This is a genomic window from Sphaerisporangium sp. NPDC049457, from assembly GCF_055586705.1.
Genome location: NZ_JBVJHR010000014.1, coordinates 219,055 through 240,830 on the forward strand (window position 1 = coordinate 219,055; position 21,776 = coordinate 240,830).

Annotated in this window: 17 protein-coding genes; 10 read left to right on the top strand and 7 right to left on the bottom strand. The window is 71.0% G+C overall.

What is annotated here, in order from left to right; genetic code table 11:
- Positions 1-4 precede the first annotated feature (4 nt).
- The 4 genes from ACZ6QO_RS22915 to ACZ6QO_RS22930 are packed head-to-tail and all read left to right on the top strand — an operon-like array spanning position 5 to position 4,023.
- Positions 5-1,021 (top strand): carbohydrate ABC transporter permease, encoded by a 1,017-nt coding sequence (locus ACZ6QO_RS22915; protein WP_465853614.1) that lies wholly within the window; start codon positions 5-7, stop codon positions 1,019-1,021.
- A complete protein-coding gene (locus ACZ6QO_RS22920) occupies positions 1,018-1,884 on the top strand; it encodes a carbohydrate ABC transporter permease (RefSeq protein WP_465853615.1) in 867 nt (288 codons plus the stop codon). Before ACZ6QO_RS22915 ends, ACZ6QO_RS22920 begins: the two co-directional genes overlap by 4 nt.
- 20 nt (positions 1,885-1,904) lie before the next feature.
- Positions 1,905-3,125, top strand: coding sequence for an ROK family protein (locus ACZ6QO_RS22925; protein ID WP_465853616.1), 1,221 nt, complete (start codon positions 1,905-1,907; stop codon positions 3,123-3,125).
- A gap of 22 nt (positions 3,126-3,147) precedes the next feature.
- On the top strand, positions 3,148-4,023 hold the full coding sequence (locus ACZ6QO_RS22930) for a Gfo/Idh/MocA family protein (protein ID WP_465853617.1): 876 nt from the start codon (positions 3,148-3,150) through the stop codon (positions 4,021-4,023).
- 57 nt (positions 4,024-4,080) lie between these two features.
- Here the strand turns inward: ACZ6QO_RS22930 and ACZ6QO_RS22935 are convergent, their stop codons facing one another.
- The 4 genes from ACZ6QO_RS22935 to ACZ6QO_RS22950 form a co-directional block, all read right to left on the bottom strand.
- Positions 4,081-4,539: an ester cyclase gene (locus ACZ6QO_RS22935; protein ID WP_465853618.1), complete on the bottom strand. Its 459-nt coding sequence runs from the start codon at positions 4,537-4,539 to the stop codon at positions 4,081-4,083.
- A 186-nt stretch (positions 4,540-4,725) separates the two neighbouring features.
- A complete protein-coding gene (locus ACZ6QO_RS22940) occupies positions 4,726-5,127 on the bottom strand; it encodes a peptidase inhibitor family I36 protein (protein ID WP_465853619.1) in 402 nt (133 codons plus the stop codon).
- Positions 5,128-5,801: 674 nt separating this feature from the next.
- Positions 5,802-6,617, bottom strand: coding sequence for a family 1 encapsulin nanocompartment shell protein (locus tag ACZ6QO_RS22945; protein ID WP_465853620.1), 816 nt, complete (start codon positions 6,615-6,617; stop codon positions 5,802-5,804).
- The gene (locus ACZ6QO_RS22950) at positions 6,617-7,678 is read right to left on the bottom strand and encodes a Dyp-type peroxidase (RefSeq protein WP_465853621.1); all 1,062 of its coding nucleotides are present in this window, start codon (positions 7,676-7,678) and stop codon (positions 6,617-6,619) included. The genes ACZ6QO_RS22945 and ACZ6QO_RS22950 overlap by 1 nt, the downstream gene beginning before the upstream one ends.
- 369 nt (positions 7,679-8,047) lie before the next feature.
- Between ACZ6QO_RS22950 and ACZ6QO_RS22955 the strand changes: the two genes are divergently transcribed.
- The gene (locus tag ACZ6QO_RS22955; protein WP_465853622.1) at positions 8,048-9,511 is read left to right on the top strand and encodes a S1 family peptidase; all 1,464 of its coding nucleotides are present in this window, start codon (positions 8,048-8,050) and stop codon (positions 9,509-9,511) included.
- 868 nt (positions 9,512-10,379) lie between these two features.
- Here ACZ6QO_RS22955 and ACZ6QO_RS22960 read toward each other — a convergent pair.
- Positions 10,380-11,483: a Gfo/Idh/MocA family protein gene (locus tag ACZ6QO_RS22960; RefSeq protein WP_465853623.1), complete on the bottom strand. Its 1,104-nt coding sequence runs from the start codon at positions 11,481-11,483 to the stop codon at positions 10,380-10,382.
- A 212-nt stretch (positions 11,484-11,695) separates the two neighbouring features.
- On the opposite strand from ACZ6QO_RS22960, the gene ACZ6QO_RS22965 reads away from it, so the two are divergent.
- Positions 11,696-13,027: a 6-phospho-beta-glucosidase gene (locus ACZ6QO_RS22965; protein ID WP_465853624.1), complete on the top strand. Its 1,332-nt coding sequence runs from the start codon at positions 11,696-11,698 to the stop codon at positions 13,025-13,027.
- 181 nt (positions 13,028-13,208) lie between these two features.
- Here the strand turns inward: ACZ6QO_RS22965 and ACZ6QO_RS22970 are convergent, their stop codons facing one another.
- Entirely contained in the window at positions 13,209-13,856 is a 648-nt protein-coding gene (locus tag ACZ6QO_RS22970) for an FMN-dependent NADH-azoreductase (RefSeq protein WP_465853625.1), read from the bottom strand.
- A gap of 82 nt (positions 13,857-13,938) precedes the next feature.
- On the opposite strand from ACZ6QO_RS22970, the gene ACZ6QO_RS22975 reads away from it, so the two are divergent.
- Positions 13,939-14,409: a MarR family winged helix-turn-helix transcriptional regulator gene (locus ACZ6QO_RS22975; protein ID WP_465853626.1), complete on the top strand. Its 471-nt coding sequence runs from the start codon at positions 13,939-13,941 to the stop codon at positions 14,407-14,409.
- A 102-nt stretch (positions 14,410-14,511) separates the two neighbouring features.
- Here ACZ6QO_RS22975 and ACZ6QO_RS22980 read toward each other — a convergent pair whose 3' ends face one another.
- The gene (locus ACZ6QO_RS22980) at positions 14,512-14,937 is read right to left on the bottom strand and encodes a YchJ family protein (protein WP_465853627.1); all 426 of its coding nucleotides are present in this window, start codon (positions 14,935-14,937) and stop codon (positions 14,512-14,514) included.
- A gap of 448 nt (positions 14,938-15,385) precedes the next feature.
- Here ACZ6QO_RS22980 and ACZ6QO_RS22985 point away from each other — a divergent pair, with 448 nt between their 5' ends.
- The 3 genes from ACZ6QO_RS22985 (at position 15,386) to ACZ6QO_RS22995 (ending at position 21,774) form a co-directional block, all read left to right on the top strand.
- The gene (locus ACZ6QO_RS22985; RefSeq protein ID WP_465853628.1) at positions 15,386-18,910 is read left to right on the top strand and encodes a S8 family serine peptidase; all 3,525 of its coding nucleotides are present in this window, start codon (positions 15,386-15,388) and stop codon (positions 18,908-18,910) included.
- 306 nt (positions 18,911-19,216) lie between these two features.
- Entirely contained in the window at positions 19,217-19,753 is a 537-nt protein-coding gene (locus ACZ6QO_RS22990; RefSeq protein ID WP_465853629.1) for a hypothetical protein, read from the top strand.
- A 770-nt stretch (positions 19,754-20,523) separates the two neighbouring features.
- Positions 20,524-21,774 carry a hypothetical protein gene (locus tag ACZ6QO_RS22995; RefSeq protein WP_465853630.1) on the top strand — a complete coding sequence of 417 codons (1,251 nt, stop codon included), beginning with the start codon at positions 20,524-20,526 and terminating at the stop codon, positions 21,772-21,774.
- Positions 21,775-21,776: the final 2 nt, after the last annotated feature.

Genomic DNA, 21,776 nt, shown 5'->3' on the forward strand with positions numbered 1-21,776 from the left:
CACGATGAGCACCGTACGAGGCGCCGAGCGGCGCCCCTCCCCCACGGCCAGCCCCGGGCCGCCGCCGGCCCGCGCGGGCAGGACCCTCACCCTGGCCCAGCGCGAGAACCGGACCGGCCTCGCCTTCGTGTCCCCCACGGCGCTGGTCGTCCTGGTCGTCGTCATCCTGCCGATCGCCTGGACCGTGCTGCTGGCCTTCCAGCGGGCGCGGCTGGTCGACATCCAGACCATGGGCCTGCTGTCCGGCTGGACGTGGAAGAACTTCACCGAGGTCCTGACCTCGCCGGGCTTCTGGTCCTCGCTGTTGACCACGCTGGTGTACACCGTCGGCGGCACCGCCGGTTCGATCCTCCTCGGGCTGGTCGCGGCGCTCGCCCTGCGCCGGCCCTTCCGCGGCCGGGCCCTGCTGCGCGGGTCGATGCTGCTGCCCTACGTCGCGCCCGTGGTGGCCGTCACGTTCGTCTGGGAGATCGCGCTCAGCCCGCAGTTCGGCATCGTCAACGAGTGGGGCGCCAAGCTGCTCGGCTGGGACAGGCCGGTCGCCTTCCTGTCCACCCGCGCCCATGAGGTCTCCATCCTCGGATGGGACGTACAGGTGCCGCTCGCCCTGCTCACCGTCATCGCCTTCGAGATCTGGCGCTACTTCCCGTTCGCCTTCCTGTTCCTGCTGGCCCGGCTGCAGGCCGTGCCCGCCGGGCTGGAGGAGGCCGCCACGGTGGACGGCGCCACGCTCACCCAGCGGTTCCGCCACATCCTGCTCCCGCAGCTGATGCCGGTGGTGGCGCTGCTGACGGTGCTGCGGTTCATCATGACGTTCAACAAGTTCGACGACGTCTACCTGCTCACCGGCGGCGGCTCCGGCACCGACGTCGTGGCCGTGCGGGTCTACAACTTCCTCACCGCCCGCTACGACGTCGGCGCGGCGGCCGCGCAGGCCCTGGTGCTCGCCCTGATCCTCGCCGCCCTGCTCGGCGTCTACTTCACGTTCTTCGCCAGGAAGGTCCAGGAGGAGGAGTCATGAGCCGCGCCCAGGTCGAGGAGCGGGTCTTCGGGGTGCTGCGATGGGTGGTCATCGCCTTCCTCGCGGCGATCACCCTGTTCCCCTTCTACTACATGCTGCTGCTGTCGCTGAAGCCCATCGACCAGCTGCTGCTGGCCCCCGGCAGGCTCTGGGTGGGCCTCTCCGAGCTGACCACCGCCACCTACCAGGAGGTCCTCCGCTCGGCGGAGGACGGCGGGCAGGGCTTCCTGCGGATGCTCGGCAACTCCGCGCTCGTCGCCCTGGCCACGGTCGCGCTGACGCTGCTGGCGTCCGTGCCCGGCGCCTACGCCGTCAGCCGGCTGAAGTTCTTCGGCGGACGGCAGGTCAGCGCGGTGTTCCTGGCCGTGTACCTGTTCCCCGCCACGCTGCTCGCGGTGCCGCTGTTCGTGATGTTCGCGCGCATCGGCCTGCAGGGCAGCCTGGTGGGGCTCGCCATCGTGTACATCGCCCAGACCGTCCCGGTCTCCATCTACATGCTGAAGAACTACTTCGTCACCATCCCGCGCAGCATCGAGGAGGCGGCGACGCTGGACGGCTGCTCGCGCCCGCAGATCCTGCGCCGCGTCGTGCTGCCGCTTTCGGCGCCGTCGCTGATGGCCACCGGCCTGTACGTCTTCATGATCGCCTGGAACGAGTTCCTGTTCGCGCTGCTGTTCCTCGCCGCCGACCCCGACAAGTGGACGGTGTCGCTGGGCCTGCAGCAGCTCGCCAACGGCGTCGAGGTCTCCAAGACCGTGCTCATGGCCGGATCTGTGGTCCTCACCATTCCCGTGGTACTTGTTTTCTACGCCGTCGAACGCCTTCTCACCGAAGGGCTCACCAGCGGCGCCGACAAGAGCTGAGTCGAGGAGACACGCACCGGATGGCGACGCCCTGGAGCACGGCCGGTCACCTGCTGGAACTGATCCGCACCGGGCAGGCCAACACCCGCACCGAGCTCCAGCGCGTCACCGGCCTGTCCCGCTCCACCGTCGGCCAGCGGCTGGACCAGCTGTTCGCCGCGGGCTGGCTGCGCGAGGTCACCGGCGGCCCGTCCACCGGGGGGCGTCCCTCCGTCCGGCTGGAGTTCGACACCGGGCACGCCGTCGTCCTGGCCGCCGACCTGGACACCACGCACGCGCGCGCCGCCGTCCTCGACCTGGCCGGCGAGGTCCTGGCCGAGCACGAGGGGGTCCTGCTGGTCGAGGACGGCCCCGAGCCGGTGCTCGACCGGCTGGCCTCCTGGTTCGCCGGCCTGCTGGCCACGGCCGGCGTCGCCCCTGAGGCGGTGTGCGGGGTCGGCCTGTCGCTGCCCGGGCCGGTCGACTCCTCGACGGGACGGGTGGTCCGGCCGCCGATCATGCCGGGCTGGGACGGCTACCCGGTGCCCGAGCGCACGCAGGAGTACGTGAACCGGCACGCCGGAGTGGACACCGCCGTCCCCGTCATGGTCGACAACGACGCCAACCTGATGGCGCTCGGCGAGCAGCGCGCCTCCTTCGCCGACTGCTCCGCGTTCGTCCTGGTCAAGGTCTCCACCGGCATCGGCGCGGGCGTCGTCATCGACGGCGCGGCCTTCCGCGGCATCGACGGCGGCGCCGGCGACCTCGGCCACATCCGCCTGCACGACCAGCAGGACGCCCGCTGCATGTGCGGCTCCTACGGCTGCCTGGCCGCCGTCGCCAGCGGCCGGGCCCTTGCCGCGCAGCTCACCGCGCTCGGCGTGCCCACCGAGTCGGCCGCCGGCGTCCGCGCCCACCTCGACGCCGGCGCCCCCGACGCGGTGCGGCTGGCCCGCGAGGCCGGCAGGCGCTGCGGCGAAGTGCTCGCCACCGTCGTCACCCTGCTCAACCCCGGCGTCCTGATGATCGCCGGAGACCTGGCCGAGACCCACTTCGTCACCGGGGTCCGCGAGCTGCTGTACCAGCGCGCCCTGCCCCGCGCCACGCGCAACCTGCAGGTCGTCACCTCCCGGCTGGGCGAGCGGGCCGCGCTCGCCGGGGCCACCGCGATGGTGGTCGAGCACCTGTACGCCCCCGACCAGGCCGACGCCCGCCTGGCGGCGGCCCGCCCGTCCCGCCCTCCGGCGGGAGAAGATCTGTGAGCACCACGCCCGGAGAGACCCTGTGAGCACCACCACCCCCATCGAGGTCGGACTGATCGGCGCCGGGCCATGGGCCCGCGCCATGCACGCCCGCATGCTGGCCGCCGGCCCCGAGACGCGGCTCGCCGCCGTCTGGGCGCGCCGCCCGGAGGCGGCCCGCGAGGTCGCCGCGCCGTACGGCGCCGCCGTCGCCGGCACGCCGGAGGAGCTGTTCGACCGCTGCGAGGCCGTCGCGTTCGCCGTCCCGCCCGCCGTGCAGGGCGAGCTCGCCGTACGCGCGGCCAAGGCGGGCAAGGCGCTGCTGCTGGAGAAGCCGCTCGGGCCCGACCTCGCCACGGCCCGCGCGGTGGCCGACGCCGTCGCCGCCGCCGGCGTGGTGTCGCAGATGGTGCTGACCAAGCGTTACCACCCGGCCACGCGTGATTTCCTGCGCCGTGCGGCCGGCTTCGAGACGACCGGCGCCCGCTCGTGCTACCTGCACGGCGCCTTCCTCGGCGGGGAGTTCGCCACCGGCTGGCGGCTCCAGGAGGGGGCCCTGCTCGACCTCGGCCCGCACCTGCTGGACCTGCTGGACGCCGCGATCGGGCCGATCACCGCCATCAGGGGCACCGGCGACCCGCGCCGGTGGGTGGAGCTGACCTGCGAGCACGCCGGCGGAGCCGTCAGCCAGGCGACGTTGTCGGGCAGCGTGCCGCTGGCCGGGGCGCGCACGCAGGTCGAGCTGTTCGGCCCGGCGGGGTCGCTGCTCTACGACACCTCCGCCATCGACCACGACGAGAGCTGGCCCGTCCTGCGCGCCGAGTTCGCCGCCGCCGTCCGCGCGGGCCGTTCCGGCGAGCTGGACGCCGCGCGCGGGCTGCGCCTCCAGGAGCTCATCGAGGCCGCCACCCCACGCTGATGGCGATGCCGGCGCCGCCCTACGGCGCCCGGCCCGCCGAGATGTCGTGGGAGCGCGCTAGCCGGCGTCCGCGAAGCGCAGGGAAGGGTCCAGCTGCACGAGGCCGAAGCCGAGCTGGCTGTACAGTTCGAGCTGGTCGAAGTACTCGCGGTGCGCGACGATCTTGCCGTGCTCCACGAAGGTCGAACAGGTGGCGCGGAAGATGACCCGGCGGCCGGTCGCCTCCACCTCGCGCCCGTCGGGCAGCAGCAGAGGGCCGGTGTGGGTGCCGGTGACCGTCCATTCGGTCACCGCGGGAGTGTCGGCGTCGGCCACCTCGAACCACGGCGTCAGGTGGAAGTCTTCGAATGCCTTGAAGTACTGCTCGTAGAGCCAGGCGATCTGTTCGTGTCCTTCGACTATGCCCGCGGGCGCCACGTAGACGGCGTCCGGGCTGTAGCACTCGAGCACCCGCTCCATGTCATGAGCGTTGACCGCGTCGCACAGACGGTGCTTGACGTCCCAGAATTCAGACATGGCAAAGCGCTCCTCCGCAGGTCCGCTGCCGTGGGGACCAGATTACCGAGCGCCAGGCCAAGCCTCGCCCGCGCGAGCGTCACGTGTCCGCCAAGGAACGATGCCGCCGGCGGGCGCGGCGCGCGGCGTGCCCGCGGGGAGGGCCGCCGCTCGTGGCCCTCCCCGCGGTGCGATGCCCTCTGAGGATCAGTACACGAAGACGCTGCCCGCGTTGAAGGTGAAGCTCGGGTAGCTGCCCGGGTACACCGGCAAGGGGGTGCCGGTGCAGTCGGTGTTGGTCCACAGCGTGGCGATCTGAGTGGCGGTGTTGATCGCCGAGTGGGCCCGTCCAGAGCCCCAGCCGTGTGCCACGAGGTCGACACAGACGCCCGCGGGAGGAGTCAGCGCCTGCGCGGTGAACCGCGCGCCGCCGTACCCGGCGTCCTCGAATAAGCAGAGGGTGCGGCTGAACTCGCACGTCCCGGCGAGCGCCGAGGACGTCGAGGCGGCGGCGGGGCCGGCGGTGAGGCCGCCGGCGAGCGCCGCGGCCGCCGCCAGCGACGCCGCGACCGCGAACCTGCCCTTGAGGTTGGTCCTGGATGCGTTCATTTTCTCTCTCCTTTTATGCTCGATGAAACTCTGACGGCGGCGGCGCCAATGGATTTCCGCCACCCGGCGCATAACGCGGACGCGCATGCGCGACTTTGCTCGGTAAACGCTTTCCGCCATACGGAACCGGCGGCACGAGTACCGGCGCGACAGGCGCCGGAATGCGAGGGGGAACCGCGTGCGTCCCGCCCGGCGGGACACGCGTAAGTACGCCTCACCGGCCAGTGACCGGCGCGGACGCGACTACGGTTATGGTTCGGACGGGATATCGGGAGGGCAGGCGCGATGGCACGATGAGCGGCTGCGCCGTGCTCCGCGACGGTTCGATGTAAAGCGGTCCAGATGGCCCATGGCTCGCCTGGGCGCCAGCTTCGTGGCTCTGAACAGTGCCTTTCTCACACTCACGGCGTCCCCGTACGCAGTCGAATGGTGGAGAATCAGGAATCACTTACCGAGCAGTCGAACGCGCAGAAAAGTAACACATGATTGAGCACGTCCGCAACACCCCGGACAAGCGGCCATTCGCGGGGAATTGCGGAATTGCGCGCCGGACATGAAGTCCGCCCCGGCGACCGGAAGCCCTCCTCGAGCGCCCGGACGCGTCCCTCCGCCGCCGAAAATCGCACCGGGAGGGCGGTGCTACCTCCCGGCGGCCGGGCGGCGGAGAATGGATCTCAGGCGATGACCGGGGACGCCGGGGTGAGCGCGACCGCCGCCTCGGCGGTGTGCACCAGGAAGGTCAGCGTCTCCTGGAAGTACAGCTCGATGGTGTCGGCGTCGTGGGACAGGTAGCCGATGGACAGGTCCTGGCCGACGCACAGCTCGAAGTCACCGCCGCGGCTGGACAGCAGGAACGCGCCGTCGATGGCGGGCGCCCAGATGATCTTCCCGTCCAGCAGGCGGGCGATGTGCTCGATCACCGGGTAGCCGTGCACCGCGGTCTCGCTCACGGCGGTGTAGGCGTCGGCGCTCAGCGCCAGGTCGTACGGGCCGCCGACGCCCGCCAGGCGCAGCGCGGAGATGGCCCGGCTGACCACGTCGGGGTAGTCGCCCACCTCGTCCGGCAGCGTGAGCGCCGGGTTGGAGGAACTGTCGCGGATGCCGGCGATGCCCGCCGCGGCGTACCCCTGGAAGACCGCGCGGTCCTCGGCGAACGCGATGCGCTTCGCGGCGTCCTTGACCGGCTGCCAGTCGGCGTCCTTGGCGCCCCGCTCGACGTCGTCCACCTGGCGGCGGTCGACCGTGAACGGCACCCGCAGCTCCAGGATCGGCTGGGACCTGCGGGTACGGGCGACGACCCCCGTGGCGGGCGGCTCGATGGAGTCCAGGTGCCCGGTGGAGACCGCGGCCAGCTCCAGCCCGGCCGGCTCGGGGACGTCGACGACCCGCCGGCCGGCCACGTGGCGTTGGAACGTGCGCCGCGCCTCCTCCTCGAGGTCGGCCCACGCCGCGCCGGAGATGGGCGCCAGTTCGCGGTGCAAGTTGTTCATCAGGACGTGCTCCTCTTGAGATCGCCGATGCCCAGGGACCCGTCGTCGCGGGCCCGTACCTCGGATCCGGTGCCGGCCTGTGTCACGACGCCGGCGCCCGGGGGGTCTGGAAGGTCGTCGAGGAAGTCGACGGTCGGCACGAAGAACAGCGTGCCGGTCACCGCCGTGGAGAAGTCCAGGATCCTGTCATGCCTGGCCGGCGGGTCTCCCAGGAACATGTTCTCCAGCATCTTCTCGGTCACCTCGGGCGTACGGGCGTACCCGATGAAGTAGGTGCCGAACTCGCCCTTGCCGACGTTGCCGAACGGCATGTTGTCGCGCAGGATGCGCCGCTCGGTGCCGTCCGGGTCGGTGATCGTGGTGAGGGCGACGTGCGAGTCGTCCGGCTTGACGGCGTCCTCCAGTTCGATGTTGGACAGCTTCGTCCGCCCGATCACCTTCTCCTGCTCGTCCACCGGCAGGGCGTTCCACGCCTGGAGGTCGTGCAGGTACTTCTGCACGATCACGTAGCTGCCGCCGGCGAACTCCGGGTCCTCCCCGCCGATCAGCACGGCCTCCTCCGCCGTCGGGCCCACCGGGTTCTCCGTGCCGTCGACGAAGCCGAGCAGGTCGCGCACGTCGAAGTACTTGAAGCCCTGCACCTCGTCGCGGACCACGACCGCGCCGCGCAGCCGCTCCATGATCTGGGAGGCCAGCTCGAAGCACAGGTCGAGCCGCATGGCGCGGACGTGGAACAGCAGGTCGCCCGGCGTGGACACGGCGTGGTGCTCGGGGCCGTTCAGCTCGCGGAACTCGTGCAGCTCGGCCGGGCGCGGCCCGGAGAACAGCCGGTCCCACGCCTGCGAGCCGATGCCCGCGACGACGCTCAGCCGGCCCTCGGGGGCGCGGAACCCGACCGACCGCTGCAGCGCGGGCAGGTCGGTCAGCAGTTCCCTGGCGACCGGCTCGCCGCCCGGCGCGACCGTCACCACCAGGAAGATCGCCGCCGTCGTGAGCGGGCTCAACACCGGCTGCGGCACCGCCGGCCTGCCGGGCGACCCGGCGGGCACCTGCTGCGTCATCTCCAACGCCCTCCCATGCTCGCGCCTCGGAAGACCCAGCCTGTCAGCCGCACCCCCAGGTGCCCACTGCGGGGTGGTCTCACCCACAGACCGCGCGCACCCCTCGTTCCCGTGGCCCGCCACACCGCGACCACCGACTCATCGGGCACAAGCCGTTCAAGGAACACATTCACGAAGGATTCAACGATCAACCCTTAATTGATCCACGACCTAATTCCTATTTCGGTCACAAACTAGAGATCTTGACATACATGGAACGAAGAAGTTAAATTCCCCAAGCGATCAACACCAGACAGACTATTAAATATCGGACAGCACACTGGGGCGGGGATCCGTTCCCCTTCTCGGAGAAACGAGGAAGGAGGGCTTATGAGAGGCACGAGCAGAGCCGTTGTCATCACCGCCACTCTCGTAGCGTTAGCCGGAGCCCTGCCGGGAACGGCTGGCGCAGATCAGAAGGATCCTGAGCCAACCAGCAAGGGCAAGCTTGCGCTCACGCTAACAGCCGATTCTCAACCGCGGCCTACACGAACCACGCTGCAGAGCATTCAGCAGAGCGCAGAGGCGAAAAGTATCGGCTTCGAAGAAGCGCTCAGGCGCTACGCCGACGACGCGATCAACAAGCGTTCCGCCCACCAACCTCCTCAGCCGGACGGGCCGGTCCCCGACCCGGACATCAAGATCGACGGTATCCCGTACGCTGAACTCATCGACCTCCAGCGCATCGCCAAACACAAAGGCATCACCTTCGCCGAGGCCATAGAACGCTACAGCTGGACACCAGCCGTCAATGCGGTCGCACACCAGCTCAAGCAGCGATTCCCGAACGATCTGGCCGATCTGGCGATCACCAACGAGGGGCGAAGCGTAAAGATCGGATTCAAGAGCGCCGTTCCCGCCGACGCCGTTACGCTTGCCCGCTCGCTCCCCGCCGAAGTAAACCTGTTCAGCGACAGGGGATTCTCCGAACTCGAATCACAGGCCACCCTCGACGCTGCCGAAGCTCACTTGAAGGGGCGTGGCGACATTGCCATGTGGGTCGGCAGGTACAACGCCGAGACGGGCCGCATCTCCCTGAACCTTAAACCTCGGCCCGAGACGATGGGCATCCTTGGCACCAGCGACTCTCTGCGTGACTCTGTCGCATCCGAACTGGACAAGCCGAACAACCCCAACATTAACGTTGTCGTGACCGTTGACCCTGGGCTCGGAATTCGCAAAGAAGACGACTACCTTCGTGGTGGCGGCCTCCTGAACGGCAGTGGCAACTGCACTAACGGGTTCAACATCAGGAACGCATCGACAGGAACCACAGCCAGTGCGACCGCGCGCCATTGCGCCGATGTCGTCACGTACTACACGTACAAAAACCACCCCAGCTACGACACACGGACAACCACCATCTCACGGTTCTTCCGCGCAAGCGACTACGACCTCGCACGTTATGAGGGTGGCGGGATGACGAGAACCCGCACGTTCTTCTACGACTGGAATCTTCCCCGCTACGCCGACGATGTCGGAACTTCGCCAGTTATCGGCCAGCCGGTCTGTCATTTCGGAAGAACGACAGGTGCCGCGTGTGATGACATCACCGATGTCAACGTCACGGTGGATTATGGTGATGGAAAGACGTATCGCGGAAATATCGAAACGGATGATATCTCCGAAGGCGGAGATAGCGGAGGGCCGTGGTACTATGGCAACCGTGCCTGGGGCATTCACTCCGGTGGGACGAACTGCACGATCTGCGACACCGCCTCTTGGGCTGTAGCCGCCGACAGGCTGAATGACGCTGGAGGCATGGGTTCCAGCTGGCAGATCTGGACGAGGTAATCAGTACAGCAAGGCGACACCAGCGTGCCGGCACAGCGGCAGTTTCACCGCATTCCACAACCGGCACGCGGCCCCCCGAAGAGGTGAGTTACCCTGCGACGTACCATCGGCATCTGCTTGATCTCGGCAGTTCTCATTGCTGTCGCCTCATGCACCGCAAGCGCAGACGAGGTGAGCGTGCACGGACGGGATCCGATCATTTTCTCGCACACCTACCGAGCTACACATCAAGTGGAAGCTCGCATAACTCTCAAATATGACGGGCAGAGCAAATGCCTGAGAGTCGCCTTCAACGATAACACTGAGGCTGTTCCCGTCTGGCCGCAGGATGCCGAGCCGGTAACCGTGGAGGGCGAACGCGGAGTTCAGATCCCGGGGTCTGGCACCTTTATCGCAGGGGATCGGATGGTGCTCAGCGGCGGAGGTGCGTCGTGGAAGACTCACCCACCCACGGGTGTGACCATCCCCCCCGGATGCCTTCCTGACAGACGAGAGCAAGATGTCATGATCATCGGATCCGCCGCCCGCGAGTCCTGATAGACGTGACCGGATTCATGGGCGGTCATCGAGCCGTTGCTGCCCAAGCATCGGAGGTGGGTCCGCCATCCGGGACGCAAGCGGATGCACCTCAAGAGTCGTGATCAAGCCTGCTGAGCACTAGATGACAGGCACGGACGCGAGAGGACGTGGTGCATGCGAAGTGCGACGACTCGTCCGACCGCATACACCACCAGGGCGGCAGCGCCCGCGTTCTGCCTATGGCTTCACCGACGCGGCGCATGAACGGTCGGTCATCGCGGAGTTCAACGCCGCACGTGATGAGGAGTACGCCGAGGTGTTCGAACGCCTGCCGACGCTGCGGCAGGAACTAGACGACCTCCGCCTCGGCGCGGGACTCGCCGGCGGGGGGCACGTCGTCGCGGGAGAGGAGCCTGTTCACCGCCTGCTGGGCGGTCATGACGTCCTCCAGGGCGCCCCGCACACCGGTGAGGGGCGGCGCGCCGAGGGTGACCATCTCGTGGAAGGCGACGAGCTCCCGTTCGAAGGACGGGGTGACGTCCTGGAAGGACAGGCGGCCCTGGGCGCTCACGTCGGTCAGCCGGGCGGCCGCGCCCAGCAGGTACGGCGTGGGGAACACCACCTCGAAGGTGCCTGTGGCGTGGTGCACGGCCACGGTCTCCCGGTAGGCGGGGTAGTCCTCCAGGTAGTGCCAGTGGACGGCGTACCTGCCGCCGGCCCGCAACGGCCCCGACAGCTCGGCCGACCGTCCGCCCGGCCCCGGCCAGGTCGTCACGTGGTCGACGCCGCCGGGCCCGCCGGCGAGCAGCCGCAGCAGCGACAGGTCGTGGCAGATGCTGTTGAGGATGGTCCGGTAGAGCCACCGCGCCTCGGGCCCGGCGTCGCCGATCGCGGCGCGGACCAGCTCGTCGTCCTGCGCGCGGAGCCGGGCGGCCACCTCGGCGGGCACGTCGGCGGGCGGCGCGGGAAGCCGGGCGAAGGCGAGCTGCGAGCCGTCCCCCGGATGCAGGACGGTGATCTGGACGGCGCGCACGCCGCTGAGCCGGCCCGCCATCCGCTGGACGGCCGGGTCGTACTGCTTCATGTAGCCGACCATCAGGCGGGGCCGTTCTGGGTCTTCGAGCACGGCGATCTCGTCGATCTCCGCGCGGGTGTAGGCGAGGGGCTTCTCGCACAGCACGGCGTGGCCCCGGCGCAGCGCGTCGGCGACGACCCGCCCGTGCGAGCCGGAGGTCAGCACCACGACCGCGTCGAAGCCGCCGGCGTCGAGCATCGCGGTCACGTCGGTGTAGCGCCTGGGCACACCGTACCGGTCGGCCATCCGCGCGGTGAGCGAGGCCGACAGATCGCACACGGCCACCACCTCGAACAGGTCGCCGCGCCGCTCCAGCAACGGCAGGTGCACCGTCTGGGCGATCGCGCCGAGCCCGGCCACCGCCACCTTGAGCCTCACAGTCCTCCTTCTTGAGGAACGCGCGGTCCGCCCGCCGGCCGGGGAGGGTCGCGCGGACGTCGTCACGGCCGCGGCGGCGTCCGGGCGCGCATCCTGCGAGCACTCTATTGGCAGGGATCCGGCCGGAAATGATTGAGTCGGCCTATGGATGTGACCGAGGAGCCGGCGACCGGCGCCGCGTCGCGTGGAGCGGGGGCAGGGGTGATCGAGGTATGAGGCTGACCATTCTCGGCGGCGGGGGCTTCAGGGTGCCGCTGGTCTACCGGGCTCTGCTGCAGGACCAGGGTGAGGGCCGGGTCACGCACGTCACCCTGCACGACCTGGACGACTCCCGCATCGCGGCGATCGGCCGGGTGCTCGCCGAGCAGGCGCGGGACGTGCCCGGCGCCCCGCAGGTCGAGGCCACCACCGACCTCGACGAGGCGATCACCGGCGCCGACTTCGTCTTCTCCGCGATCCGCGTCGGCGGGCTCGAAGGGCGCGCCGTGGACGAGAGGGTCGCTCTCGCCGAGGGCGTGCTCGGCCAGGAGACGGTGGGGGCGGGCGGCATCGCCTACGGTCTGCGCACGCTGCCGGTGGCGGGCCACATCGCCCGCAGGGTCGCCGCCCTGGCGCCGGACGCCTGGGTCATCAACTTCACCAACCCGGCCGGCACGGTCACCGAGGCGATGTCCCGCCACCTCGGCGACCGCGTCATCGGCATCTGCGACTCGCCGGTCGGGCTCGGCCGCCGGGTGGCGCACGCGCTCGGCGTGGACCCCGCGGCCGTCCGGCTCGACTACGCCGGCCTCAACCACCTCGGCTGGCTGCGCGCCGTGCGCGTGGGCGGCCGCGACCTGCTGCCCGGCCTGCTCGCCGACGAGGGGGCCCTGACCTCCTTCGAGGAGGGCAAGCTGTTCGGCGCCGAGTGGCTGCGCACGATCGGCGCCATCCCCAACGAGTACCTGCACTACTACTACTTCCACCGTGAGGCCGTGGAGGCCGCGCGCGCCGCCGGGCGCACGCGCGGGGCCCTGCTCATCGACCAGCAGCGGCGCTTCTACGGTGAGACCGGCGGCTCGGCGCTGGCCCTGTGGGAGAGCACCAGGCTGGAACGCGAGACCACCTACATGGCGGAGAACCGCGAGGCGGCCGGCGCCGGTGAGCGGGCGTCCTGCGACCTGGACTCCGGTGGCTACGAGCGGGTCGCGCTCGCGCTCATGCGGGCGATCGCCCTGGACGAGCGGGCCACGCTCATCCTCAACGTCCGCAACCGCGGCTCCATCGACGCCCTCGACGCGGACGCCGTGGTCGAGGTGCCCTGCTTCGTGGACGCCAACGGGGCCCGGCCGATGGCCGTCGACCCGCTCCCCGACCACGCCCAGGGCCTGGTCACCAGCGTCAAGGCGGCCGAGCGCGCGGTCATCGAGGCGGCCGTCACCGGTTCGCGCCTGGCCGCGCTGCGCGCTCTGGCGGTCCACCCTCTCGTCGACTCGGTCACGCTCGCGGCCCGGCTGCTGGAGCGGTACGAACAACAGCTCCCGCAGCTCGGCTACCTCCGCTGAAGCACCGGGAACACCACGCGCCCGACGACCGCGCGCACAACGACCGCGAGCCCGTCGAGGCGCGGATGGGGTGCCGCGGCGGCGCCGACCCTGCTCGGCATCCTCGCCGTGGGCGAACCCGGCCCGCCGAACCCCACCGCGGGCGAACCCGGCCCGCCGCGCCCCCTGACCTCCGGGTGGGTCACGCGTGGGCGGCCACCGGCGCCCACAGGCCGTCGATGGCCTCCTCCGCGGCGGCGAGGCTCTTGACGGCCAGCGGGATCAACTCGGCCATCGCGGGCTGCGCCTCGGCGAGGGTGAGCTCGGCGGTGATGAACCGCGGCTCCAGGCCCGTGAGCGAGACGCCGTGCGGAAGCCAGGTCTGCGCGTGGTCCCAGCCTTCCCGGGGCGTGCCCGCCCCGTAGCCGCCGCCGCGGGAGGCGATGACCACGAAGTCCCTGCCGCCGAGCAGTCCGGCCCCCGTGGCGGCGTCGTACGACAGTCCGGGGGCGATCAGGTGGTCCACCCAGGCCTTGACCGAGCTCGGCGGCCCGTAGTTGTACAGCGGGAGCCCGAGCACGATCGTGTCGGCCTGGCGCACCTCTTCGATCAGCGTCTCGCTGAGCGCCCAGGAGGCGGCCTGCGCGGAGGTGTGCTGCTCGGGCGGCACTATCCGCGCGAGCCCTCCGGCCTCGTCGAAGTGCGGCAGCGGATGGCGGCCCAGGTCCCGGTAGGTGACGGTGCCGTCGGAGTGGGCGGCGCGCCAGGCGGCGACGGCCCGCGCGGTGAGCTTGCGGCTGACGGAGTGCTCGCCCCGGATGCTGGCGTCCAGGTGCAGAAGATGAGCCATTGCTTTGCCTCCACAAATCGTTGGTGCGAGACAAATGATTAGTCGCCCATCGGCTGTACGTCAAGTCGGCTAGGATTCGGTCATGACCTCCCCGCCGGGCGTGAACGAGCCGACGCATCGCTCGGGAGCGCTGCTCGATCACCTGGCGCGCCGCATGCGGCTCCGCGCCGAGACGGTCCTCACCCCCTTCGGCCTGCGCCCGCGCCACCTCGTGGCCCTGACGGTGCTGCGCGGGCAGGGCGACTGTTCGCAACAGGCGCTCGCGTCCACGCTCGAGATGGACGGGACGAACATCGTCGGGTTGCTCAACGAGCTCGAAGCGTCCGAGCTCATCGCCAGGCGGCGCTCACCCGAGGACCGCCGCCGCCACATCGTCGAGCTGACCGACACCGGCGCGCAGATGCTCAACAGGGCCGAGTGCGCGCTCGCCATGGCGGAGGACGAGGTGTTCGCCGCGCTCGACCCGCGGGAGCGCGAGCACCTCTACGCGCTGCTGCAGAAGGCCGCCACCGGCGCCGAGATCAGCTGTTCCGCCGCCGTCGCCGACGACTGATCACGCCCGCCGCACCCGGGCCCGTCGGCGCCTGCGCACGCCGACGCCCGCGGCCGCACGATTTGTCCGCCCCGATACGGGCGGGCCGGTCGGCGCGGGGTGTCAGGCGGTGTGAACGGCGTCGAGGTAGGCCCAGGCGCCCTGGTGACGGACGAAGCGGCTCTTCTCCCGCAGTTCGCCGGGGCGGCCGCCGTAGGTGTAGCGGGCGTGGAAGGTGACGGTGCCGTCGGTGTGGACGGGGCTTCCGCCGGAGACCTCCTCGATCTCCAGGCCGGTCCACCGCATGCCCCGCTCGAACTCGACGCGCGCCGGCCGGGTGGCAGGGTGCCACGTGCGCAGCAGGTAGGCCTCGTCCTCGACGGCGAAGGCGGCGTAGCGCGAGCGCATGAGCGCCTCGGCCGTCGGCGCGGCCCGGCCTGCGTGGTACCGGCCGCAGCACTCGGCGTAGGCGGCGGGCAGGCCGCACGGACAGGGCCGCTCGGCGCCTGCGCGCGGCGGCGTACGGCGAGGGCGGGAGCCACCGTTCACCCTTGCGAGACTATCGGGACCGCGCCGCTCGTGCCGCCGCGGAAGTGTACGGCTTCGAGAGCCCGCGCCGCCGCGGAAGTGAGCGGAGGTGAACGGCTCCGGGAGGCGCGCCGCCACGGAAACCGAACGGCTCCGGGAGGCCGCGCCGCGTGTCGTAGTGCGCCATTGGCGGGAATACGTCACGCCCACGCGGGCTTCGCCGAGCCGGACGGCCACCCGTGGAATGGACGGGCGTCATCGCAGCTCACCGGCGCCGCACGCCCCCGCGCAGCCCCCGCGCCGCCGCAATCCTGGCCAGATGCCTGCTAAATCTGGGTTAACACCTTTTGTCCGACTCTTGCAGAGAAAGTCAAGATACATCCACGATGCTCCCTGTGGGTGCGCAAGATCCCACATCATCCCTTTACCGCCCCCCACGGGTCCCCCACGGGCCCGTGAAGGAGATCGTGTGTCCATACCCCGCCTCTGGCGAGCGGCCCTGATCGGGACAACCGCACTCGCCCTGCTGGCCCCGCAGAGCGTGGCATACAGCGCCGCGCAGACCGCTCCCGCATCCGACAAGATCGATCAAGCGGTCCGGGCTGATCTGTCCAAGGACGACAAGGCCACCTTCTGGGTGCGCCTGAAGGACGCCGCCGACCTGCGCGCCGCGCGCGCCGCCAAGACCAAGGCCGACAAGGGCAAGCAGGTCTACCGGCTCAAGACGGAGACCGCCGCGGCCTCCCAGGCCGGGCTGCGCAAGCTCCTCAAGTCCGCGCACGCCGACTTCACCCCGTTCTGGATCGTCAACACGGTCAAGGTGACCGGCGACGCCGGCCTGGCGGCCGAGATCGCGAAGCTGCCCGAGGTCGCGTCGATCGAGCCGTCCAAGGTCGTCCCGCTGCCCGACCCGCTGCCGGGCAAGGCCGAGGCCAAGGCCTCCTCCGTCGAGTGGAACGTCGACCGCGTCAACGCCCCCAAGGTGTGGGACGAGCTCGGCGACCACGGCGAGGGCATCACCATCGCCAGCATCGACACCGGCGTGCAGTGGAACCACCCCGCGCTGGTCTCCCAGTACCGCGGCACCAAGCCCGACGGCACCGTCGACCACGCCTACAACTGGTTCGACCCGTCCGGCGCGTGCCCGGCCGCCGCCCCGTGCGACGACCGCGGCCACGGCACCCACACCGTCGGCACCATGGTCGGCGGGGACGGCGGGGCCAACAACATCGGCGTCGCCCCCGGCGCCAAGTGGATCGCCGCGAAGGCGTGCCTCCTCGTCGGCGGGTGCCCCGACTACACGCTGCTCGCCGCCGGGCAGTGGATCCTCGCGCCCACCGACCTGAACGACCAGAACCCGCGGCCCGACCTCGCGCCCGACATCGTCAACAACTCCTGGGGCGGCGCGGGCATCAACCTCTGGTACACGGAGATGGTGTCGGCGTGGGTCGCCGCCGGCATCTTCCCCGCGTTCTCCAACGGCAACGAGGGCCCGGCGTGCGGCACCACCGGCTCGCCCGGCGGCTACGTCGCCGGCTACAGCGCCGGCGCCTTCGACGCCGACGGCAACATCGCGTACTTCTCCTCCCGCGGCCCCGGCGAGAACGGCGAGATCAAGCCGAACATCGCGGCGCCCGGCGTCAACATCCGCTCCGCGCTGCCCGGCGACGGCTACGGCCTGAAGTCCGGCACCTCGATGGCCAGCCCGCACGTCGCCGCGACGGTCGCGCTGATGTGGTCGGCCTCCCCCTTCCTGCGGGGCGACATCGACAACACGCGGGCGCTGCTCGACGGGACGGCGAACGACGTCGACGACCAGGGGTGCGGCGGCACCGCCGCGGACAACTTCGTCTTCGGCGAGGGCAGGCTCGACGCCTACGCGGCGGTCAAGGCCAGCCCGGCCGGCGAGCTCGGCACGCTGACCGGCAAGGTCACCTCCGGCGGCTCCCCCGTGGCGGGCGCGACCGTGAGCGTCTCCGGGCCGCTGACCCGCTCGGTCCCCACCGCGCAGGACGGCACGTACACGCTGCCCCGCCTGCTCAGCGGCGAGTACCGGCTCACCGTGAAGAAGTTCGCCTACGACGACGCCACCGCGACCGTCACCGTCTCCACCGACCAGACCGTCACCGAGAACCTGTCGCTGACGCCCCAGGACATGAGCACGGTGACCGGAACGGTCACCAGCGTGAACCTTCCCGAGGCGGGCGCCACCGTGACCGCGGCCGGCACCCCGGCCACCACGGTCACCGACGCGAACGGCCGCTACGAGCTGCGGCTGCCGCACCAGACCTACGACCTGCGGGTCACCGCGACCTCACTGTGCGCCGAGAAGGCTACCGTGCCCGTCACGGTGACCGGTGACATGGCCAAGGACATCGAGCTGGACAGCCACGTCGACGCCTTCGGCCACACCTGCAGGAGCGGCTCCGACGCCTACGTCGAGGGCACCCACCTGGAGCCGCTCGCCTGGGACGACGAGACCCAGACGCTGGCGCTGCCGTTCGCCTTCCCGTTCTACGGCAAGACCTACACCAGCGGCATCGTCAGCACCAACGGCTTCATGACCTTCGGCGGCAACCACTACGCGTTCCCGACCCACGAATCCCTGCCCTCCGCCGGCGGGCCGCACGCGGCCATCTACCCGTACTGGACCGACCTCGGCATCTTCGACGAGGGGGCCGGGCTCTACACGGCCACCATCGGCACCGCGCCGAACCGGACCTTCGTCGTCGAATGGCGCAAAGCGCGGTTCTACGGCGTCGACGCGCTCATCTCGTTCGAGGCGCTGCTCGGCGAGGACGGCTCCATCGGGTTCCGCTACCGCGGGATCGACAGCACCTACGCGGCCGGCGAGAAGGCCACGGTCGGCATCGAGAACGGGGACGGCACCGACGCCTTCCAGTACTCCTCCGACATCCCGGCACTCCGCGACGACCAGAGCCTGACCATCGCCGCCCGGCGGCACGGGCTGGTCGCCGGCACCGTCACCGACGCCAACGACGGCGAGCCCCTGGCGGGCGCGACGGTCAAGGTGGGCGACGCGGGCTCCTTCACCACCGGAGCCGACGGCACCTTCCTCGGCGAGGTCCCCGCGGGAGACCACCAGGTGGAGGTCTCGGCCGACCACTACGGCACCCTCACCAAGCAGGTCACCGTGGAGGCCGGGCGGCGCAGCACGCTCGACACCGCACTGACCACCGGCCGGGTGACCGCGTCGACCGGCCAGGTCACCCTGGTCATGCCGGCCGGCGCGACCAGGAAGAGCACGGTCGAGCTGTCCAACCTGGGCGCCGACACGAGCTACACCGTGGAGTCCGACCCGGCGCAGACCTGGCTGGGCGTCACCCCGGCGAGCGGGGAGATCCAGGCCGGCAAGTCCGTGACGCTCCAGATCACCGCGTCCAGCGCGGGCGTGCAATCCGGCACCGTCCGCACCGGCGTGCTGCTGGTCCGCTCGGCGAGCGGCCGCGAGCCGGCGTTCCCGATCGTCGTGTCCGTCGTGGTGCCGAAGCTCCAGGTCGCCATCGAGGCCGGCGGCGACAAGCAGGCGGTCGACGCCGCCGGTGACACCTGGGCCGCCGACCGCAAGTACACCCACGGCGGCTACGGCTACGTGGGCGCGGGCAAGGCGTCCACGACGAGCACCACGATCGGCGGCACCACCGAGCAGCGCCTGTTCGCCTCCGCCCGCGAAGGGATGCACGAGTACCGGTTCGACAACGTGCCCGACGGCGTCTACACCGTCGAGCTGGGCTTCGCCGAGACCCGGCAGAAGCAGCCGGGCAAGCGGGTCTTCGACGTCTACGCCGAGGGCGGGCTCGCGGTCCAGGCGCTCGACATCGCCCGGACGGCCGGCCAGAACACCGCGCTCAGCCGCCAGTACACGGTGAAGGTCACCGACGGCCAGCTGAACGTGAAGTTCACCGGGCGGGTCGGCGAACCGATCGTCAACGCCATCCGCATCACCGAACGCCCCGACAAGACGGCTCAGTAAGCACGACCCGTCTCCTTTCCACTCACCGGCCCGTCGCGTTCGCGGCGGGCCGGTGCCCGTTCACCTGGAGAAACCCGGCGCGACCGGCAGGACGGAGCGTGCCGCAATAGTAATACCTATGGCGACATTCCGCTGGACGGGGTATTCGTCGTGGCGCATTCTGTATTCGTCATCAGCCCCGCGGAGCGCGGTTCGATGATGCCGGAGAAGTCACGAGAAACCAGAAGGGGACGTGGCGGCGGAATGATCGGCGAGGCGACCACAATAAGCCCCAAGATTAGACAATTCATGATTTATCCAGCATTGGTGGCGTTTGTCGCCATCTCGACGGTCATCGGAGGCGGGAGCGGGGCCACCGGCGCGACCGACGCCGCCGCCGGAAGCGCCCGCACGGCGGACAGCGCGCGGGCGGCCGTCACCACGGTGATCTGGGCGCACCGCACCGCCAGCGGGACGACGGCCGCACAGGCCGCGGCCAAGCCGCCCATTCCCAAGAACCTGGTGGGCAAATGGGAGGCCGCGAGCGGCGACGCGACCCTCGCCTTCGGCTTCTCCCGCACCGGGCGCTACAAGCAGGCATGGCTGCTGAGCTATCCCACCGCGGCCGGCACCGTCGAGTTCTTCCGCTACTCGGAGGGCAAGGCGCGCGTCCGAGGGCACCGGTTGACCCTCACGCCGAGCAAGGTCACCTCGACGCGCAGAGACCCCAACTCGCCGCACAAGAACTACACCAACCGCAAGGAGCCGCTGACACCGCTGCGGTACACGATGCGGCTCACCCGTACGACCCTGCGCCTCGTCGACGCCACCGGCCTGAAGCTGACCTTCAAGAGGCAGCCGTGACAGGCGCCACCCCTCCGGAGGACGCACCGGACGAAAAGCCCGACAACGAGAAAGCCGAGAACACGACCCGACCGGACCCGGGCACGCGCGCCCGTCACGACCGCACACCGCCGCCCGGCACGAGCGCCCAAAAGGCCCCTGGACCGCAGCCCAGCACATTCGCCCAGAACACCCCCACACCGGAACCCGGCACACGCGTCCAAGAGGACCCTGCGCCGCAGCCGGATCCGCCCCTCCTCGCGCCGCCACCGGAACCGACATCCCCCACCGAGCAGGCACCGTCCCCCGAGCAGGCGCCGTCCCCGGACCCCACGGCCCCGGCCGAGGCCGATCAGGCACCGCCCCGGCGGCCCCCGGCCCGAAAACCGAGCCCCCCGCCGTCCCTCACTCCCACTCCGACCGAGCCGGCACACATCCCGCCACCGCCCCCGGTCCCTCCCCCCACTCCGACCGAGGAACCACCCATCCCACCGCCGCCCCCGGTTCCTCATCTCACCCCGACCGAGCCGGCACACGTCCCGCCGGCGCTCCCCGTTCCTCCTCCTGCCCTGACCGAGGAACCACGCGTGCCGCCCGCCGCGCCGCCGAACCCGGAAGCACCGCCCCCGCCCCCTTCGAAGCCAACGCGACAAGCATCGCCCCCGCCCCTGGACCGGGAGGGACAGGCCGCGAAGCGGCCGAGGGCGCCGGAGGGCAGGCCGGGGGGCGTCGGCGGCTCCGCGCGGGCGCGGCACGGCAGATCGCGCGTGGTCCGCCGGCATCGGCCGGCGGTGCGCCCTCGCTTCACCCTGCGCAGCCGCGTGCAGATCGTCGTGGTGGTCGCCCTCGCGGTCACCACGGGGCTCGCGGCGTGGAGCTTCAGCGAGGCCGGCGGGCGCTGGCAGGAGTCCGCCCGGCAGGAGACGGTCCGGATGGGCGCCGCCGAGGAGGACGCGCGCGCCGTCTACGGCGATGAGGCGCCAGGTGCCTTCGAACTGGCCGCGTTGGAGGCCAGGGCGGCGGGCCTGGTCCCGGCGATGGCGCAGGGCGGCTCGGCGTGGGCGGAGCACGCGATCGCCGCCGACGTCGCGTTCGCCCTGCGCCAAGGGCAGGCGGGGAGCGGCGGCCTCGCCACCCGTAAGTACGCGCTCGACGACGGCGGATACGACCTGCTGCACAGGCTCGCGGACGTCCGCGCCGCCCATGCGAATCTTCGCGACCTCGATCCGGACATCCCCCTCGGGCAGGCCGACCGGTACGCCGGACGCGGCCGCGGTCTCGCCCTCGTAGGCATCGCGCTCGGCCTGCTGGCACTGCTGACCGCGTTCGCGCGGCATCCCCGCCTGGACGTCCCGCGGAGCGCGGAAGGCGCGATCGACCTGTTCCCGCAGCCGCTGCTGGAGCCCGCCGGCCGCAGGGCCGCGGCCTCGGCAGGGGTGCTGGCCTGGGCGCTGCTCGTCATCCTGCCGTCGGCGCAGCTGATCACCGCGGGTGAGGAGCAGCGGGCCCAGGCCATCGCCGCGCGGCAGGCCACCCGCCTGGCGGCGAGCATCATCGTCAGCGGCCAGCGCATGGCGTTCACCACGACCAGCGAGGTGGCGGTCCTGCGGGCGAGCATGCAGGCGGACGCGCGGAAACTCGCCTCGCTCAACGCCGTCGAGCGCAAGGAGGCCGGCAGACAGCGGGCCCTCGCGACGGCCGAACGCGGCATCGCCGCCCGCCTGGAACGCGTCGCCGGCGTGATGGGACGGCTTCCCGGCCCGGCCGGCGGCGTCGACCCGGTCATCGCCGCCGCTCTGCGGTCGGACGAGGCGGCCTGGCGGCGGATGGGCGAGGAGCAACGCCGGCAGGTGGATCTCTCCGAGGAGGCCAGTGGCCGCGGTCTGCTGCTCACGATCGCCATCGCGCTGGCCGCGCTGACCACGGCCGCCGCGGCCGCGGCCATGAAGGGCCCCGACCAGCACCGCCGCCCCCGTCAGCGCATCGCCCTGGCGATGATCGCCCTCACTCTCCTGGTCTCAGCGGCCCCCTTCCTGTCCTGAAT

Coding starts and splice junctions, on each gene's coding strand:
- ACZ6QO_RS22915 (WP_465853614.1), top strand. CDS start 5: ATGAGCACCGTACGAGGCGCCGAGCGGCGCCCCTCCCCCACGGCCAGC.
- ACZ6QO_RS22920 (WP_465853615.1), top strand. CDS start 1,018: ATGAGCCGCGCCCAGGTCGAGGAGCGGGTCTTCGGGGTGCTGCGATGG.
- ACZ6QO_RS22925 (WP_465853616.1), top strand. CDS start 1,905: ATGGCGACGCCCTGGAGCACGGCCGGTCACCTGCTGGAACTGATCCGC.
- ACZ6QO_RS22935 (WP_465853618.1), bottom strand. CDS start 4,539: ATGTCTGAATTCTGGGACGTCAAGCACCGTCTGTGCGACGCGGTCAAC.
- ACZ6QO_RS22940 (WP_465853619.1), bottom strand. CDS start 5,127: ATGAACGCATCCAGGACCAACCTCAAGGGCAGGTTCGCGGTCGCGGCG.
- ACZ6QO_RS22945 (WP_465853620.1), bottom strand. CDS start 6,617: ATGAACAACTTGCACCGCGAACTGGCGCCCATCTCCGGCGCGGCGTGG.
- ACZ6QO_RS22950 (WP_465853621.1), bottom strand. CDS start 7,678: ATGACGCAGCAGGTGCCCGCCGGGTCGCCCGGCAGGCCGGCGGTGCCG.
- ACZ6QO_RS22955 (WP_465853622.1), top strand. CDS start 8,048: ATGAGAGGCACGAGCAGAGCCGTTGTCATCACCGCCACTCTCGTAGCG.
- ACZ6QO_RS22965 (WP_465853624.1), top strand. CDS start 11,696: ATGAGGCTGACCATTCTCGGCGGCGGGGGCTTCAGGGTGCCGCTGGTC.
- ACZ6QO_RS22970 (WP_465853625.1), bottom strand. CDS start 13,856: ATGGCTCATCTTCTGCACCTGGACGCCAGCATCCGGGGCGAGCACTCC.
- ACZ6QO_RS22975 (WP_465853626.1), top strand. CDS start 13,939: ATGACCTCCCCGCCGGGCGTGAACGAGCCGACGCATCGCTCGGGAGCG.